We start from the raw sequence: 15,292 nt of genomic DNA on the forward strand, positions 1-15,292 counted from the left end.
GGGCACACCGGCGACGGGGAGGGCGGTGGGCGGCTCCATCCCCCTGGCCGGCCCCCGAGCAGGCAGCCCGACAGGACGTCACGGTCCCGCGGCGACGTGAGAAGGGTGTCTGGCATTGCTGTGCTCCATGCGGCTCAAGGCGGACGTGGTGAGCCCCGTCGCAGGGGCTATACTCCGCCGCCGATGGCGAGCATTGGACACGTGGCAATCGGCATGGCCGCGGCAAGGGCCTGGGTAGGGAACGACGCGACGCGCGCGAGGCTGGTGCGCGCGATGGTCGCTTTCTCGGCGCTGTCGATGCTGCCGGATGCGGACGTCATCGCCTTCGCCTTCGGCATTCCGTACGAAGCGCCCTGGGGGCACCGGGGGGCGTCGCACTCGTTCGTCTTCGCGCTGTGGATCACCGCGGTCATCGTGGCCATTGCCCGGCGCGCGGGTGCACCGCCTCTGCGCACCTTCATCTGCGTCGGGTTCGTCGCGTTGAGCCACGGGTTGCTGGACATCCTGACGGACGGCGGGCTGGGCTGCGCGCTGTTCTGGCCGTTCTCGTATGAGCGCATCTTCGCGCCCGTCACGCCCATCCCGGTGGCGCCCATCGGGCTGTATATGTTCTCGGGACGCGGGCTCTATGTGGTGATGGTGGAGCTGCTCCTCTTCGCGCCGTTCTTCCTCTACGCGACGTTCCCCAGGAAGAAGCGCCTGGTCGAAAGCACCCGGTAGGACGTGGCCTCGCTGTTCACCCATGCCGCGTGGACGGCACTCGTCGTTCGCGCGCGGCCCGGCGCGGTCCTTTCGCGACGCATCCTGGTCGCGGTGGGCCTCTGCGCCTGGGTGCCGGACCTGGACTTCGCGCTGGCGCCGTTCAGCCAGCACCCGGACGACCTCTGGGCGCACCGGGGACTGCTCCATTCGCTGCCGTTCCTGATCATGCTCGCCGTCGTGGGCGCGGCGCTGGTGACGCCATCCAGGGAGTGGCGCCGGAGCCTTCCGCGGAACGCGCTGGTGCTGTGGCTAGCGGGCTGTGGGCACGTGCTGCTGGATCTCCTCACCTGGGGCGGGCCCGGCACGGCGCTCCTCGCCCCCTTCTCCGAGGCGCGGTTCCAGCTGCCGCGGCCGTTGCGGCTCGTCCCGGTCGTCCCGGTGGGGATGGACGAGTGGCTGGGGCGGCTTGGCGTGCAGGTGCTCGCGATCGAGGCGCTCTTCATCCTCCTGCCGACGCTGCTCCTGTTGCGCGGCGCCGCGCTGCCTCCGACTCCCTCCGCGCGTCGCGGGTGGGGCGCCCTCTTCGGGGCGTGGGCCCTGCTGGCGGCGGCCTTGCGCGTGTTCGGGCCCACCGGCTTCTCGCTTCCCCCGGAGCGCGTCATCTCCGCCCTGCCGTCGGATCCGGCGGAGCGGCCCGAGGCGCTTCCGGGCCCCGCGCTCATCACCCGGTTCGGAGAGCTCCAGGCGCGCGGGGTGTTCAACCGGGCGCTCGTGCCGGAGCGGGTGCCGTGGTCCTCCGAGTTCTTTCCGTTCTGGTTCGGGGGGCAGGCCGGACGCTGGCGGGACCCCGTGCCGACCCTGGTCGCGAGGACGCTGTTCGGCACGGAGGCGCCGTCCGCCCCGGTCCCGGCGGACGGGCTCTTCTGGCTGTCTCCCACGGAGAAGTACGACCTCGCCTCGGGAGAGGCGGGCTTCCCCGCGACGAAGGCGGCGCTCGCGGAGACGCACAACCGCCGGCCCCGGCCGAGGTTCTGGTTCGGGCTCTGCAACGGCGCGGCGGCGGCGGCCCTTGCGGTGGAGGAGCCCTTCCGCACGGTCGATGTCGTGGCCCGCGATGGGCGCCGGGTCCGCTTTCATCCCAATGACGTGAAGGCGCTGCTCGCGGCCGCGTACTACCAGCCGGCGGAAATCCACACGCTCGGCGAGCTCTGCTCCGGGTCGGGCTTCGACCTGGGCGCGCGTTGCAGCATCCATCCCGCGGCTTTCGCGTTGGCCGTGTTGAATCGCCTCGGGGTCAATGGCCAGTCCTTCCTCGTCGAGGTCCATCCCACGGCGCAGTCGCAGTACCATTCGGTCGCCGGCGCCACGGTGAAGTTGACGCGCGAGCCGTACGCACCGTCCGGGGATCCGCTGGAGCCCGGCCTCGCGCCCCGTGTGGCGAAGCTCGCGGACGTCGACATCGAGCTGCGCTTCAGCACCACGCTGCTTCCCGTGAGCGCCACGGACGTCGTGGATCCGAAGTGGGCCGAGGGCAGCGGGTACGCGAAGGTCGGCGCCAGGACCCTCGTGCAGCACTACCCGATGACGCTGGCACTGGATGGCTCCGGAGAGATCATTGGTGGGCGCTACACGGGTGATCCGGCGGACGGGCCGGATCAGCTCGGGGTCACCAGCGCCATGCCCGCGCTGGGCGCGGAGGGGGCCATCGAGGCCTCTCCTCCGCTGCGTTGGCAGGCCATCGAGGCGCTCGCACGCGCCAGCGTGAGCACCGGCCCGTTGCCACCCACCGTGGACGTGAAGGTGTTTGGCGCCAGCCCTTCGCCGCCTTGAGCCTGGGGGCTTGTCGCTGCTGTCAGCCGCGCTCGGCCTTGACTGTCGCGGCGTCCAGGACCTTGGAGGCGTCCTGGTTGGCGAGTGACACCATGAGGTCGATGTCCTCGACATGGCCCTGCCTGGCGAGGAAGACGATGGCGCCCAGCAACGGCTCGGTGGGGTGCGTGACCCGGCTCAATCGTGCGAGCACCGGCTCGCGCTGGTCAGGCCCGAACTTCCGCTCGATTTCAGCGACGCGGTCCGCATGATGGAGACCGTATTCACGTGCGTTGTGAGGCATTCACGCACTCAAGCTTCGTTGAACAGCCTTGTCGAGCCAGGAACATGCGCTCACCGTTGATGGCGCTGTGAGCCAGCAGGGCAGGGGCGTCCGGCGCTACGCTGTCCGCCATGGATTCCCCGCCCGAGGCAGACCTCTCCACCGATGAGCTGTTCGCGCGCACGCTCCAGGGCGACGAGGAAGACCAGGGCGCGTGGCGCGCCATCTGGCAACTGCATCACCGTGGCGGAGAGGACGTCTTCCAGCGGGCCGCCGCCTGGCTCCAGTCCATCTCTCCGAAGGAACGGGGACGTGGCGCGAACGTCCTGTCACAGCTGGACTTCCGGCACCGGTCCCCGGAGCTTGTCGCCCGCTTCACGGACGCCCTGCTGCCGGCGCTCGCGAAGGAGCAGGACGCCGCCGTGCTGGAGGCGATGGCCGCCGCCCTGGGCCACCTGGGCGATCCCCGCTCGGTGCCCGCGCTCCTTCCGCTGAAGGACCACCCGGACGCCCACGTGCGCTTCGGCGTCGTCATGGGACTCGCGAGCCACCGGGACCCCCATGCACTTCAAGCGTTGATCCAGCTCTCCCGCGACGCCGATCACGTCGTGCGCGAATGGGCCACGTTCACGCTCGGCTCGCAGGCGCGGGAGGTGGACACGCCGGAGCTGCGCGAGGCCCTGGTGGACCGGCTCTCCGAGCCCCACCCGAAGATTCGCGGGGAGGCGCTCCTGGGGCTGGCCTTGCGCAAGGACGCCCGCGTCCTCGAGCCGTTGCGGCGCGTGCTGGAGGGCGGCCCCGAGGTCACCACGCTGGACGTGGAGGCGGCCCAGGCACTGGAGGACGTCTCGCTGCTGCCCCTGCTCCTGGCGCACCGGGAGGCCTTCGACGAAGAGGACGAGGACCCTGAGTTCCTCGCGGTCCTCTGGGAGGCCATTCACACCCTGGAGTCGCTTCCCCGGTGACGCCGGCGTCGAGCCCTGGACCCGTCATCGCGGAGGGACGCAAGCTCCGTCGGACTCTCGTCGACCTGGCCATCCTCCCGGCGGTCTGAGCACCGTCCTCGCCGCGGGCATCCTGCTCGCGGCGAGGAGGGCCCCGGAGCGTCACGGGGTGGGGACAGCGCAGCCTCCGTCGTCGCAGCCCCCGGCGGAGTGCACCCCGGGCGTGGACGGCTGCACCCCGGACACCGGCCCCGTACGGGCCTCCAGCAGCAGGGTCTGCAGCTCGGCGCCCAGCAGCAGGTCGTCGTGAAGCCCGAAGACCTGCCGGCGAAGCCGTCCCTGCGCGTCGATCAGCACCGTCGTCGGCGTCCCCTGCATGGCGTACGCCCGCATGGTCCGCGGGATGGGATCGCCGCCTTCGCCCGGCGCGTCCACGCCCACCGGGAACTTCACCCGGTACTCGTGGAGGAACGCCCGAAGAGACTCGAGCTTCATGGCCTCGTGATGCTCGAAGACCGTGTGCAGTCCGACCACGGCGAGCGGTGCACCCGCGAAGAGCTCGGCGACGCGCTGTGCCTGCGGGATGCTTCGGGCGACACATCCCGGGCAGAGCATCTGGAAGGCGTGGAGGAGGATGACCTTCCCACGCAGCCGCTCGAGGGAGAGCGGCTCCGGGGTGTTGAGCCAGCCGGTCGTCCGCCATTCCGGTGCGGGGCGCAACGTCATCAGAAGTCCCCGTCCTTGATGTAGGGGTGGGACCAGAGCGTCACCTGCAACAGGCACGACTTCACCCACGCGGCATACATCTTCTCGACGTCCTCCGCGGAGTGGCCCTGCTCGGCCAGGAAGGGGCGCAGGGTGAAGGTGACCGGGAAGATGAGCGCGAACAGGTTCCGGAAGGGCACGAGGTCCGTCGAGGGCGCGCCGTCGATCTTGTTCTTCTTCACCCGATGGTGGCGCAGGCCAATCTCATGCTGGTAGTCGAGCCAGGCCTGGTCGTACCGGGCACTCGACGTATCGAGGATCCACTGGGCGAAGCGCCTGCGGACGGAGCCGAGGTAGTCACCCAGCGGCTTGCCGTCCGTCTTCGCGCTGAACGAAGCGAGCAGATGCGGCTGGCTCCCGACGAACCCGTACCAGACGTCAAGGATTGCCTCGACGCGCCCCTTCACGATGTCGTGCGACATGCGGAGGTACTTCACGTCTTCCTCGCCGAAGAGGACGCTGGCCTTCATCTGTTCGAAGTCGGCAAGGGATACAGGCGAACGCGAAATGACCGGGGTGCCATGGGTGTAGCCGGGGATGTTGCTCATTGCCTCTTCTCCTTCGTGGAGCAAAGCTCCGCTGTCGCCGTCGGCCGGAGTGGCCGCGGAAGTCGTGTCTGCTTGTGTTTGAGCTGGAGGGGCGTCAGCGACGCCGCAGGAACTGCTCCCAGACCTCGCGTCGCGCCGTCTCGGACGCGCGCTCATGCTCCTGGCAATCGAGGCGCAGCTGATCACTCGAGAGCGGCGCGTCCACGAGGGCACAGTGATGCGGCGCCGGGCCCGTGCGCACGTTGGGACGGAAGTGCTTGCAGGTCACGCACATGCCGGTGAGCGGAATGAGCCCCTGCTCCTGAAGCATCCGGATCATCTTGACGATGCCCGCGAAGAACGCGCGCTGTTCTTCCGGCGTGAGGTCCTGGACCGCGTCCGCCATGAACTCCGGCCACGAGCGCGCGCGAGCACCGAGCTCCGCGCCCTTCGGTGTGGGCGTCAGGAGGCTGGCGCGCGGGTGCCTCGGATCCGGGGACTTGGTCACGAGCGTCTTCTCGACGAGGACGCGGACCGAATCGCTGATGGTGGGAAGCGTCACGCCAAGGCGCTCACTCAACTCCGAACCGGAGAGGGGACCGCCCGCGACCAGCGTGGCGAGGATCTGTCCCTGCGTGGCTGACAGACCCGCCGTGTTCGCCTGCTGCCAGGCCTGCTGCTTCATCGCGAGCCCGATCTTGTGCAGCCCCGTCGCGATGCGCGCGGCGAGCGGCTCGCTGTTCGCGTCGAAGTACGGCGGTTCCGTGTCCATCATGGCCCTTGAAGTAACTTCGGACTCCTAAGTTGTCAAGGCGAGGCTCTGGACGGGCTAACATCCCGCGCACATGAAAGTCCTTGAACGAGGCAGTGCTCCCCATGCGCCGCTGCGGCTCAGTCCCCTCGTGGGGAGCGTGCAACGCATCCGCGTCCGCTCCGAGAGCCAGGGCGCCATCAAGGACGCGGGCCAGAAGTCGCCGCTGCCTCCCGTCCCGGGCGTCCAGCTGGTGCTCGCCGCGGAGGTCCTCAGCGCGTCCGCTTCAGGGGAGGTGCGCTTCCTCTTCACGCTCGAAAGCGCGGCGCTCCTCATCCAGCCCGGCACTCCGCCCCAGGCCGTGGAGAAGCTCCACGCGCAGCTGGAGCCCCTGCCCGGACTGAAGGGCGAGGGACGCGTGAGCGCGGACGGGCGCGCCCAGGGCTTCACGCTGAAGCCGCCCACGGGCATGGACGCCACGCTGCGCCAGCAGCTCCAGCAGGTGACGGCCACGCTCAGCGGCCTGGGGCGCATCCTCCCCACCGAAGCCGTGGGCCTGGGGGCCCGCTGGTCCCCGCCGCTGCCTGGCAAGGGACCTCTCTCCGGCGCGCGGACGACCCTCGAGCTCAAGAAGCGGGAGGCCACGGGCTTCGGCCTGCGGTTGGAGCTGGACTCCACCTCGAAGCCCCAGCCCGCGCCGGAGAACCTCCGCACGAAGAAGGGCGGCGAGTCCCTCACCACCTATGTGCGAGGGCAGGGCGGCTGCACGTTCAGCCTGGACCGTTTGTGGCCCACGCGCTTCGAGCTGGAGGTGGAGACCCGGCTGGCCTTGCGCGCGGAGGACAAGGCCGCACCCCGTCGCATGGACAGCTTCGCGACCCTCCAGATGCGCCTGCGTGAGCTGTCGTTCAGCCCGCCCCAGGCCCAGGCATCCAGCCGCGCCACGCGTCGCTGAAGGAGGATGTGGGGAGCCCCAACCCCTTGGAATTCAAGGATCCATATTCATCCGCGGCAGGGGCGCAACCGCGAGGTCCCTTTGGTGGATAATGGGCGGAGGGGTTGAGTGGGCCCGATGTGAGCGGCCCTCTTCATTTTTTGCTGCGCCCGATTGGGGGAAGCGCAATGGGTATCGACGGAACTGGCAACAATCGTCCCTGGCAGCCGGTCGCGGCACAACGTCCCGTGGTGGCGCCACCGCCGCCGCCACCACCGCCTCCCGAGCCCAAGCCCGCGGCGAACGCGGTCCCGAACAACGCGCAGTCCACCTTCGAGCAGGGCGTGTCCCGCGAGGGCCCGCAGCTGGCCCCGCAGGCCAGCTCGCTGCTGACGGAGAACACCCAGGACGCGCAGGCCAACTGCCTGGACAAGGCGGCGGAGTGGGTGGACACGGCGACCCCCGCGCTGCGGGCCCGCTCGGAGCTGGTGTTCCTCAAGGACACGCGTCCCGGCCAGGAAGGGCAGACGGGCCACGTCGTCGTGCGGCAGGGAGAGCGCGTCGTCGACCCCTCCAGCGGCAAGAGCTACGACAACCTCCAGGCCTTCCTGAAGGCGGCGCCGCAGTACAAGCAGTCGGGGACGCTGTCCGGAACCTCGGCCCATAAAATCTTCTCCGCGGCCCCCGGCTCACCGGAGCGGCAGAAGGCCATCACGGACGCGAAGGTCGCGCCCGAGCTCCAGCGGATGATGGTCGCGGATTCGGCTCCGGGCACGACGACCGCCATCCCCGCGAAGGCGCCCGCGGCTCCCGCGTACACCGCCGAGCAGGCCAGCAAGGACGCCACCGCGCTCTACGAGGCCACGGACGGTGGCGTCACCGGGTGGGGCACCGACGAGGACAAGATCTTCCAGACGCTCGAGGGCAAGACGCCCGAGCAGGTCAACCTCATCCGCCAGGCCTACAAGGACCACTACAACAAGGACCTGGACGCGAAGCTCCAGGACGAGCTGGGCGGAGACGACTGGAAGCGCGCCGAGGCGATGCTGAAGGGCGACACCGCGAAGAACGACGCGGTCGTCATCCAGTCCGAGCTGGACGGCGTGTTCGGCTCCTCGGAAGAGGTCCTCAAGACGCTGGAGAAGCGCTCACCCGACGAGCGCAAGGCCATTGCCCAGAAGTTCGCGGAGCAGAACGGCGGCGTTCCGGCGGGCCAGACCGCCGAGGACGTCATGCTCTCCAAGCTGGGCAAGGAGCTGGACTCGGACGAGATGTCGCGCGCCCGGAGCCTGCTCGGCGCGGCCCAGGCCCAGACGCCCCAGCAGAAGCTGGAGCTGGAGACCCAGGCCCTCAAGGACGGCCTGAAGCGGGACATGGACGGCCTGGGCACCGACGAGGACCGCATCTTCGAGCGCCTGGAGAAGGCGACGCCCGAACAGCGCGCCCTGCTGGCCAAGGATCCCGCCGTCGCCGCCCGCCTCAAGGACGAACTGGGCAGCGAGGACTACGACCGCGCCATGGGCCTGCTCCAGGGCACCCCCGGGCAGGCGGACGCGGCGCGCATCCGCGACGCCATGAGCGGCTGGACGGGCGCGGACGAAAAGGGCGTGCGCAAGGTGCTGGAGGGCAAGACGCCCGCCCAGCTGGACGCCATCAAGAGCGAGTACCAGCGGCAGACCGGCAAGTCGCTGGAGACGGAGATCCGCAACTGGGGCGGCGCGGACGCGGACGTGACGCTGCGGCTGCTCAACCCTCCCGCGGCGGGCGACAAGAAGGCCCAGGCCGAGGCGGCGGCGGAGAAGCTCCACCTGGCCATGGACGGCGTGGGCACCGACGAGGATGCCATCCGCCAGACGCTGGAGGGCAAGTCCAAGCCCGAGCTCGACGACATCGCCGCGGCCTACCAGCAGAAGTACGGCAAGGACCTGCGCGCGGAGCTGGACTCGGAGCTGGATGGCCGCGACGAGTTCGAGCTTCTCAAGCAGAACTACGACCTGGGCGCGGTGGATCCCAATGATCCCAACGCCGCGCAGGAGCGCACGCGCCGCCTGCGTGAAGTGCAGCAGAACGAGTCGGGCTTCGGCACCTGGGTGCTCGGTGGCGTCCAGCGGACGCTCAAGGGCGAGTCCGACAACGACCGCATCAACAACAACCTGACGCGGGCGGAGACCGCCATCCAGGCCGGCGACACGCAGCGGGCCAACACGCTCACCGGCTATGCCACGGACGACGTGAAGTCGCTCCAGACGAGCAAGGACTCGCTGGCGGACGGCGCCGCCAGCGCCGCCGTCGTCGTGGTCACCACCGCGGCCGTCATCGGCACGGGTGGCGCGGCCACGCCGCTGGCCATCGCGGGCTACGCGGCCCTGGGCGCGGGGACGCGCGTGGGAACCTACGCGGCCCTCCAGGGGGATGCGGCCGGAGGCCAGGAGCTCCTGCGCCAGGCGGGCATTGGCGCGGTGGAGGGCGGCACGGCCGTGCTGCCCGCGGGCAAGGGCGCCGGGGCCGTGACGGCCGGTGCCCGCACGACCGCCACCACGGCGGCGAAGGAGGTCGCGGGCACCGCGGTGCGTGAGACGGTGGAGACGTCCGTCAAGGCCGCCGCCATCCAGGGCGCGAAGGAAGGCGCGGTGGGCGGCGCCGCGGGTGGCGCGTTCGACGCGGCCACGCAGAGCGAGACGTGGGACAACGGCGTCGTCGACGGCCTGGGCAAGGTGGGCAAGCGCGCCGTCATCGACGGCACCGTGGGCGCGGCGACCGGCGGCGTGGTGGGCGCGGGCACGGCCAAGGCCGGGCAGCTCTTCCGCGAGGTGCGCGGCAAGGGCGGCGCCCTGGAGGTCGACGGTCCCAACATCCGCTTCACGACCTCCGAGGGCCGCGTCTTCGAAGGCGCGGTGACGCCGGAGAACGCCCAGGACGTCCTCAAGATCGTCAAGGCCGCGGACCTGCGCACGGGCAAGACGGCCGGCAGCTACGAGGTGCGCCAGGCCATCCTGGAGCGCTCGGGCGGCAAGGTGGCCACCTACGAAGCCTTCACCATCGGAGAGCCTCCCAAGGGCGAAGCGATGTGGAAGTGGGTGGAGGAACCCAAGAACTGGATGCCGGAGCGGCGCGAGTTCCAGCAGCAGCTGCTCCAGAGCGAGGTGGCGAAGGCGCAGACGCTGTCCGACCGCCTGGAGCCCAACACCGTTTACGCCCTGCGCGGCAACACCGCGGCCGGCAAGACGACGGCCGTGAAGAGCGACCCGCACCTCAAGAGCAAGGTGCTGGACTCGCACGGCGAGCTCAGTGGCGCCCTCAACCCGGACCCCATCAAGGAGCAGCTCGCCAAGGCGCAGGGCGGGAAGATCTCCACGTCCCAGGCGCACGTGGAGGGCTCCGTCATCTCGCAGAAGGTGGAGGCGGAGATGCTCTCGCGGCCGAACAGCTCGGTCGTCTACGACAAGCGCTTCGCGGGCAAGACCGACATCCCGCGCATGCTGGAGGCCATCGGCGACCGCAACGTGAAGATCGTCGACCTGGAGGTCCCGCTGGAGACGTCCAGCGTCCGGGTGCTCATGCGCAACCCGGGCACCGCGGATCCGCTCGTCCCGTTCGGGGCCGTGGAGGGCGGGTTCAAGGGCGTGCGTGAGAACCGCCTCGAACTGCTCATGGGCCGGGAGGGCTCGTTCCAGGGCGTCATCGAGAACCCGAAGATCACCGACTACAAGCTCATGGTGACGGACAGCTCCGGCAAGCAGGTGCTGGTGGCGGAGAAGCGCAACGGCACGTGGATGCCGCCGGACACGGCGGAGAAGCAGGCCCTCTACGACAGGGCCGTCAAGGAGAGCCCCGCCGCCGAGGCCGAGCGCGTGAAGAACACCGTCATCGACGACGCCTTCATCAACCGCCAGGTGGGCGCCATCACCGACCCTGGGTTCGCGCAGAAGATGCGGGCCCGCCTCACCGAGTACAAGGGCAAGACGCTCGGTGACGCATTGGAAGAGCACTCGAAGCGGACACAGTGAGCGTGAGCGGCCCGCTTCATCCCTGGGTTGAAGCGGGCCGTTTTCGGCCCTAGCCTGAGAAGGTGTCGCACTCTCGAGGAATGCCCATGTCGAAATCCGCCGAAGACGCGATGAAAGAACTCCGTGCCGCGGCCCAGCAGCGCAAGGAGACCGAGCGGGCGCAGGTGGCCAAGGCCCGGGCCACGTCTGGCAAGGAGCCCTTCGACATCCAGAAGCTCCACGCCCTCTACAACCTCACGTGGGACATCCATGATGCGCCGCTCACGCCCGACCTCATCGAGGACTACGAGCGGCGGTACTACCTGGACTCGCCCAAGGTGAAGACGCTCCAGCAGTTCGCGGAGCACCTGGCCTACCTGCGCGACAACGACGCGGGCTGACGCGGCTTCAAGGGCCCTGGAAACAGGGCCCCAACCCCGCCGCCTGGTAGTCGACCTGGAAGCAGAAGAAGTTGCCGTTCGTGAAGTGGAAGCCACCTGAATGGGTGGTGCTTGTCGGCTCGACGCAGAGACTCACGACGATCTCCGCGCGCTCCCGGTTCTCGCCCGACACGGTGTAGGCGTTCCCCGGGAACACGAACGAAAGGCCGGTCTGGGGCGAACCATCCACCCTCACCCGGAAGAAGCCGCCCAGCTCCGCCGCGCGCGTCGGGAAGGGCGTGTTGGAGTACGCGGAGAGGGCGACGTCCACGCGCTTGGTGGCTGTCGCGCTCCCGCAGGCCGCCGCGTCCGTGCTGACGCGCACCAGGCGGGCGCCGTAGAGGATGGGGCCGGTGGTGCCCAGCCGGTCCTTGTTCGGGAAGTTGATGTAGCTGGGGCAAGTGGGCTCCCCGAGCGCCGTGCACACGTGCGAAGCGCAGAAGTGCGTGCCGTAGTCGCAGTTCGACTGCCCCTCTTCCGTGCAGGCCGCACCGGTGTCCCCTCGCACCTTGCAATGCCCGTTCGAGGTATCGCAGCGCTGTCCCTCGGCGCACTCCGCATCCGCCGTGCACTTCGGCGTGCAGATGGCATCCGGGATCGAGCACACCAGTTCAGAGGTGCTCCGCCCCTCGTTGCACAACGCGTCCGTGGAGCACTTGCAGATGCGCTGCGAACCGGTGGGACTCAGCAGGTCGCAGGCCTTCGCCGTGTCAGGACAGTCCGCGCCAGTGATGCAGGTCTGGACACACCGCTTCGCGCTGGGATGACAGAGCTCCGAAGCAAGACAGTCCTCATCCTGCGTACACGTGCCCAGGCCTCCGTCGATGCCTGCATCAAGGCCTCCGTCAGTGCCCGCATCGAAGCCTCCGTCGATGCCCGCATCGAGGCCTTCGTCAGCGCCCGCGTCGAGGCCTCCGTCAGTGCCCGCATCGACAACGGTGTTCACTCCGCTGTCCGCGTCACTGTCGGTGTCGCGAGTGGAGCAGCCCCCCATCACCATGCTGAGCACGACGAACATCCACAGCTTCATGCTGTTTCCCCCTGGAGCGTGCCCCCGCGATTGTATCTGGGAGCACCGCGAAGCCTAGGGCGCGCGGATGACGTCGGTGATGCGCAGGTGGCGGGGCTGGGCCTGCACCCGCTCGAACCAGGCGCGGATGGCGGGATAGCGGCCCAGGTCGAACCGGCCTTCCTCCGCCACGTGCGTGTACGCATACAGCGAGATGTCCGCGAGGCTGTAGTGCTCGCCCGCGAAGAAGGGCCGCTTGCGCAGCTCGCCCTCCATGACGTCGAGCGCGGCATAGCCTTTCTGGATGCGCTCCTCCAGCTCCTTCTCCTTGCCGGAAGGGACACCGAAGAAGGACAGCCACGCCCGGGCCACGGCGACGTAGGGCTCGTGGCTGTACTGCTCGAAGAACATCCACTGGAGCATCCGCGCCCGCTCCAGCCGGCCGGTGGGGATGAAGGGCGTACCCTCGGCGAAGTACCAGAGGATGGCGTTGGACTCGGCGAGGAAGACCCCTGGCTCCAGCTCCACGGTGGGGGTCCGGGCAATGGGGTTCATCGCCTTGAACTCCGGCGTGCGCGTCTCTCCGGCGGAGAGGTCCACCTCCCGGGTCTCGAACGGAATCGCGAGCTGGTGCAGCAGCAGGCGGACCTTGTAGCAGTTCCCAGAGGGGTTGAACTGGTGGAGCTTGATCATGGGCGGTGACTCTATGCCCATGAGCGCCCTCCCGAATCACTTCTCCAGGTCGCCGACGATCTTCTGGAAGGGCGACGGCTGGCCGGACAGCTTCTGGAAGAAGTTCCGGGCGTCGGTGCCCTGGTCGTAGTTCTGGAAGGCCACGTCGTTGCTGTTCTTCCCGTCGGGCTTCAGGCCCGAGTAGTCCTGGCGGGCCGGCAGGCCGTGCTCGGCGCGGATGGCGTTCTCGGACGGGGCCCAGTTGTTCTTCGTGTGCGGCGTGGGGCGCAGGCCGACGGTCTCGAACTCCTCCGTGAGGCGGAGGCGGTTGTCGACGGTGTCCTTCATGTTGGCCGAGTGCGACGGGTGCTGCTTGAAGACGTCCGCGTCGCTGTGCTTGCTGGCGGCCAGGGGGCTCACCTGGAGGCCGTTGGACGCGCGCCACGCGTGGACCGACTCGTGGCCCAGGCTGTTGAAGCGGGGGCCGGAGCCGTTCTCGTTGTACTTGACGTCGCTGGCCGTGCCGGCGCCGGGCTGGCCGTCGTAGCGGTACGCCGGGCGGGTGGACGACAGGGTGCCGTCGTTGCGGGGCACGTGCGAGTTGGGCAGCGCCGAGTTGCGGCCCGAGTAGATGTCCATCGCCGTCAGCGGCTTGCTCTGCGTGCCCGTGGCGCCGGGGTTCACGGCCTGGGTACGGCCGTTGATGTCGTTCAACATCTGGTTGCCCACGGGCCTGCTGGTCAGCTTGTTCGTGGAGTTGCGCACGTCCTGCGTGAAGTCCGCGAACTGCGCGCCGGACTGGCCGTTGTCACGGCGGGTCCGGATGCCCTGGAGCTTGGGGTCCACCACGCCGTAGTCGGTGGGCTTGAGGTTGTCCTTGCCCGCCTGCAGCTCCGCGGGCGACGCCAGGGGCTTCGGCTTCGCCGTCTCCGGCTTCGCGGGCAGGCTGTCGCTGCGGGGGCGGGAGGTGGAGGAAGAGGAGCCGAACGACGAAGAGGGCTTGGAGAACGAAGAGGAGCGCAGCTTCATGGGGGGCCTCGGGAGTGGAGTGCAGCGACGGACCACCCCTACTGCACCCCGCGTGCCCACCGTTTCAGGGCCCAGGGACCGCGTGTCCTCCCCTGATTCCAGGGCCTTACGTCGAAGCGGGGGCCGCGGCCCTGGTGACTGGAGTCGGGGGCCTGATGTCTGGAGTCATCAGGCCTCCGCGACTACCCGTAGGGCGTCTGCTTGTGGCGCTGGAACGGGTACGCCAACTGCCCCAGGTAGGTCTCCGGCGGCTGGAACTGCGTGGTCCCGTACTTCGAGGGCCAGTGGGCCGGCATGTGCGCGGTGCCGAAGATGACGTCGATGAACGACAGGAAGACGGCGAAGTTCTTGTCGATGCCTTCGTCGTCCGACGTGTGGTGCCAGTGGTGGAACTCCGGCGTCGCGAAGATCCAGCGCAGGTACGGCCAGCGGTGGTTGACGTTGGCGTGGATGTACACCGCGTGGAAGGACACGAAGACGAGGTAGCCGTAGATGGCGGACGGGTGGAAGCCCAGCAGGAACACCGGCACGAAGCCCGCGAAGCGGTTGACCAGGGTGTCCACCAGGTGGCTGCGCGAGCTGGCCAGCCAGTCCATCTGCAGCGGTGAGTGATGGATGGCGTGGAAGTTCCACATCCACCCGACGGAGTGGAAGGCCCGGTGCACCCAGTAGCTCACCAGGTCGATGACCAGCAGGATTTCAAAGAACTGCAACCAGATGGGCTGCGCGGCCACGTGCGCCTGGAAGTCCAGCTTCACGGCCCAGGACAGGGATACCTGCACCGGGATGAGCACCGCGAAGGAGATGATCTGCACGCCCACGTGGCTGACGAAGAAGTGCTTGAGGTCCGTCTGCCAGCCGGTGCGGAAGATCTTCTGCTCGTTCAGGCTCCACAGCCGCTCCATGGGGATGAACACCAGTCCGAGCACCAGCAGGTCCAACGCGAAGAAGTCCAGGCCCGCGCTCATCGCGCGCGGCGTGTGGGTCAGGGGCTCCGCCTCGGCGCCGCCCAGGAGCAGCGCCACCATCGCCAGCACCATGGCGATGCCGCCGTGCGCCTTGGAGCGCAGGGTCATCACGCTGAAGGTGCCCAGCAGGAAGGTGACGACGATGGACACCTGGAGGATGCCGCGGAAGACCTCCAGGTGCTCCGCATAGAAAGCCCGGCCGTCGTTGGACACGAGCACGTGGGGGAACAGGAAGCAGAACTCCGCGATGACGCAGAGCACGCCCAGAAGCCCGCCCGTGACACCGGCGCGCTTGCCCAGGTCGATGCGCCGGGCGGGAGCAAGAATCATTTCCAAGAAGAACCGTCCAGAAGGAGTGCGGCGAGGCGTGAGCCTACACCACCCGGGTGAGGGAGCAGCAGCGCCCCAGCCGGTCCTTCCCGTTTGCACGTCACGAGTGACTGCTTGAAACGGAGCCGGTGTTCCACGAGCGG

14 protein-coding genes are annotated in these 15,292 nt (G+C 69.1%); 6 read left to right on the plus strand and 8 right to left on the minus strand.

The window, feature by feature from the left end; genetic code table 11:
- Positions 1–183: 183 nt before the first annotated feature.
- Complete coding sequence (locus tag D7W81_RS14395; protein ID WP_120555941.1) at positions 184–720, plus strand: metal-dependent hydrolase; 537 nt, start codon at positions 184–186, stop codon at positions 718–720.
- 3 nt (positions 721–723) lie between these two features.
- Positions 724–2,532 carry a metal-dependent hydrolase gene (locus D7W81_RS14400; RefSeq protein ID WP_120555942.1) on the plus strand — a complete coding sequence of 603 codons (1,809 nt, stop codon included), beginning with the start codon at positions 724–726 and terminating at the stop codon, positions 2,530–2,532.
- Between the two features lie 22 nt (positions 2,533–2,554).
- On the opposite strand, the gene D7W81_RS14405 is transcribed toward D7W81_RS14400, so the two are convergent.
- Entirely contained in the window at positions 2,555–2,815 is a 261-nt protein-coding gene (locus tag D7W81_RS14405) for a hypothetical protein (protein WP_120555943.1), read from the minus strand.
- 110 nt (positions 2,816–2,925) lie between these two features.
- Between D7W81_RS14405 and D7W81_RS14410 the strand changes: the two genes are divergently transcribed.
- Positions 2,926–3,759, plus strand: a complete 834-nt coding sequence (locus D7W81_RS14410; protein ID WP_120555944.1) for a HEAT repeat domain-containing protein — start codon at positions 2,926–2,928, stop codon at positions 3,757–3,759.
- A 141-nt stretch (positions 3,760–3,900) separates the two neighbouring features.
- Here D7W81_RS14410 and D7W81_RS14415 read toward each other — a convergent pair whose 3' ends face one another.
- The 3 genes from D7W81_RS14415 to D7W81_RS14425 all read right to left on the minus strand — a co-directional run bounded on the left by D7W81_RS14415 (position 3,901) and on the right by D7W81_RS14425 (position 5,805).
- Complete coding sequence (locus D7W81_RS14415; RefSeq protein WP_120555945.1) at positions 3,901–4,464, minus strand: redoxin domain-containing protein; 564 nt, start codon at positions 4,462–4,464, stop codon at positions 3,901–3,903.
- A complete protein-coding gene (locus tag D7W81_RS14420) occupies positions 4,464–5,051 on the minus strand; it encodes a protoglobin domain-containing protein (protein WP_120555946.1) in 588 nt (195 codons plus the stop codon). The genes D7W81_RS14415 and D7W81_RS14420 overlap by 1 nt, the downstream gene beginning before the upstream one ends.
- A 94-nt stretch (positions 5,052–5,145) precedes the next feature.
- Positions 5,146–5,805 carry a MarR family winged helix-turn-helix transcriptional regulator gene (locus D7W81_RS14425; RefSeq protein WP_120555947.1) on the minus strand — a complete coding sequence of 220 codons (660 nt, stop codon included), beginning with the start codon at positions 5,803–5,805 and terminating at the stop codon, positions 5,146–5,148.
- A gap of 136 nt (positions 5,806–5,941) precedes the next feature.
- Here D7W81_RS14425 and D7W81_RS14430 point away from each other — a divergent pair, with 136 nt between their 5' ends.
- From D7W81_RS14430 to D7W81_RS14440, 3 genes are all read left to right on the plus strand, one after another.
- Entirely contained in the window at positions 5,942–6,736 is a 795-nt protein-coding gene (locus D7W81_RS14430; RefSeq protein WP_147445484.1) for a hypothetical protein, read from the plus strand.
- A 167-nt stretch (positions 6,737–6,903) separates the two neighbouring features.
- On the plus strand, positions 6,904–10,722 hold the full coding sequence (gene xopAJ / locus D7W81_RS14435) for a XopAJ/AvrRxo1 family type III secretion system effector zeta toxin (protein ID WP_147445485.1): 3,819 nt from the start codon (positions 6,904–6,906) through the stop codon (positions 10,720–10,722).
- Positions 10,723–10,808: 86 nt separating this feature from the next.
- Entirely contained in the window at positions 10,809–11,102 is a 294-nt protein-coding gene (locus D7W81_RS14440) for a hypothetical protein (protein ID WP_120555950.1), read from the plus strand.
- Between the two features lie 7 nt (positions 11,103–11,109).
- Here the strand turns inward: D7W81_RS14440 and D7W81_RS14445 are convergent, their stop codons facing one another.
- The 4 genes from D7W81_RS14445 to D7W81_RS14460 all read right to left on the minus strand — a co-directional run bounded on the left by D7W81_RS14445 (position 11,110) and on the right by D7W81_RS14460 (position 15,149).
- Complete coding sequence (locus D7W81_RS14445) at positions 11,110–12,171, minus strand: hypothetical protein (protein WP_120555951.1); 1,062 nt, start codon at positions 12,169–12,171, stop codon at positions 11,110–11,112.
- 54 nt (positions 12,172–12,225) lie between these two features.
- Positions 12,226–12,843 (minus strand): glutathione S-transferase family protein, encoded by a 618-nt coding sequence (locus D7W81_RS14450; RefSeq protein ID WP_120555952.1) that lies wholly within the window; start codon positions 12,841–12,843, stop codon positions 12,226–12,228.
- Between the two features lie 36 nt (positions 12,844–12,879).
- Positions 12,880–13,851, minus strand: a complete 972-nt coding sequence (locus tag D7W81_RS14455; protein WP_120555953.1) for a M91 family zinc metallopeptidase — start codon at positions 13,849–13,851, stop codon at positions 12,880–12,882.
- 182 nt (positions 13,852–14,033) lie between these two features.
- Positions 14,034–15,149, minus strand: coding sequence for a sterol desaturase family protein (locus D7W81_RS14460; protein ID WP_120555954.1), 1,116 nt, complete (start codon positions 15,147–15,149; stop codon positions 14,034–14,036).
- Positions 15,150–15,292 lie beyond the last annotated feature (143 nt).

The sequence above is a fragment of the Corallococcus aberystwythensis genome (genome assembly GCF_003612165.1).
GTDB classification, from domain to species: Bacteria; Myxococcota; Myxococcia; order Myxococcales; family Myxococcaceae; genus Corallococcus; species Corallococcus aberystwythensis.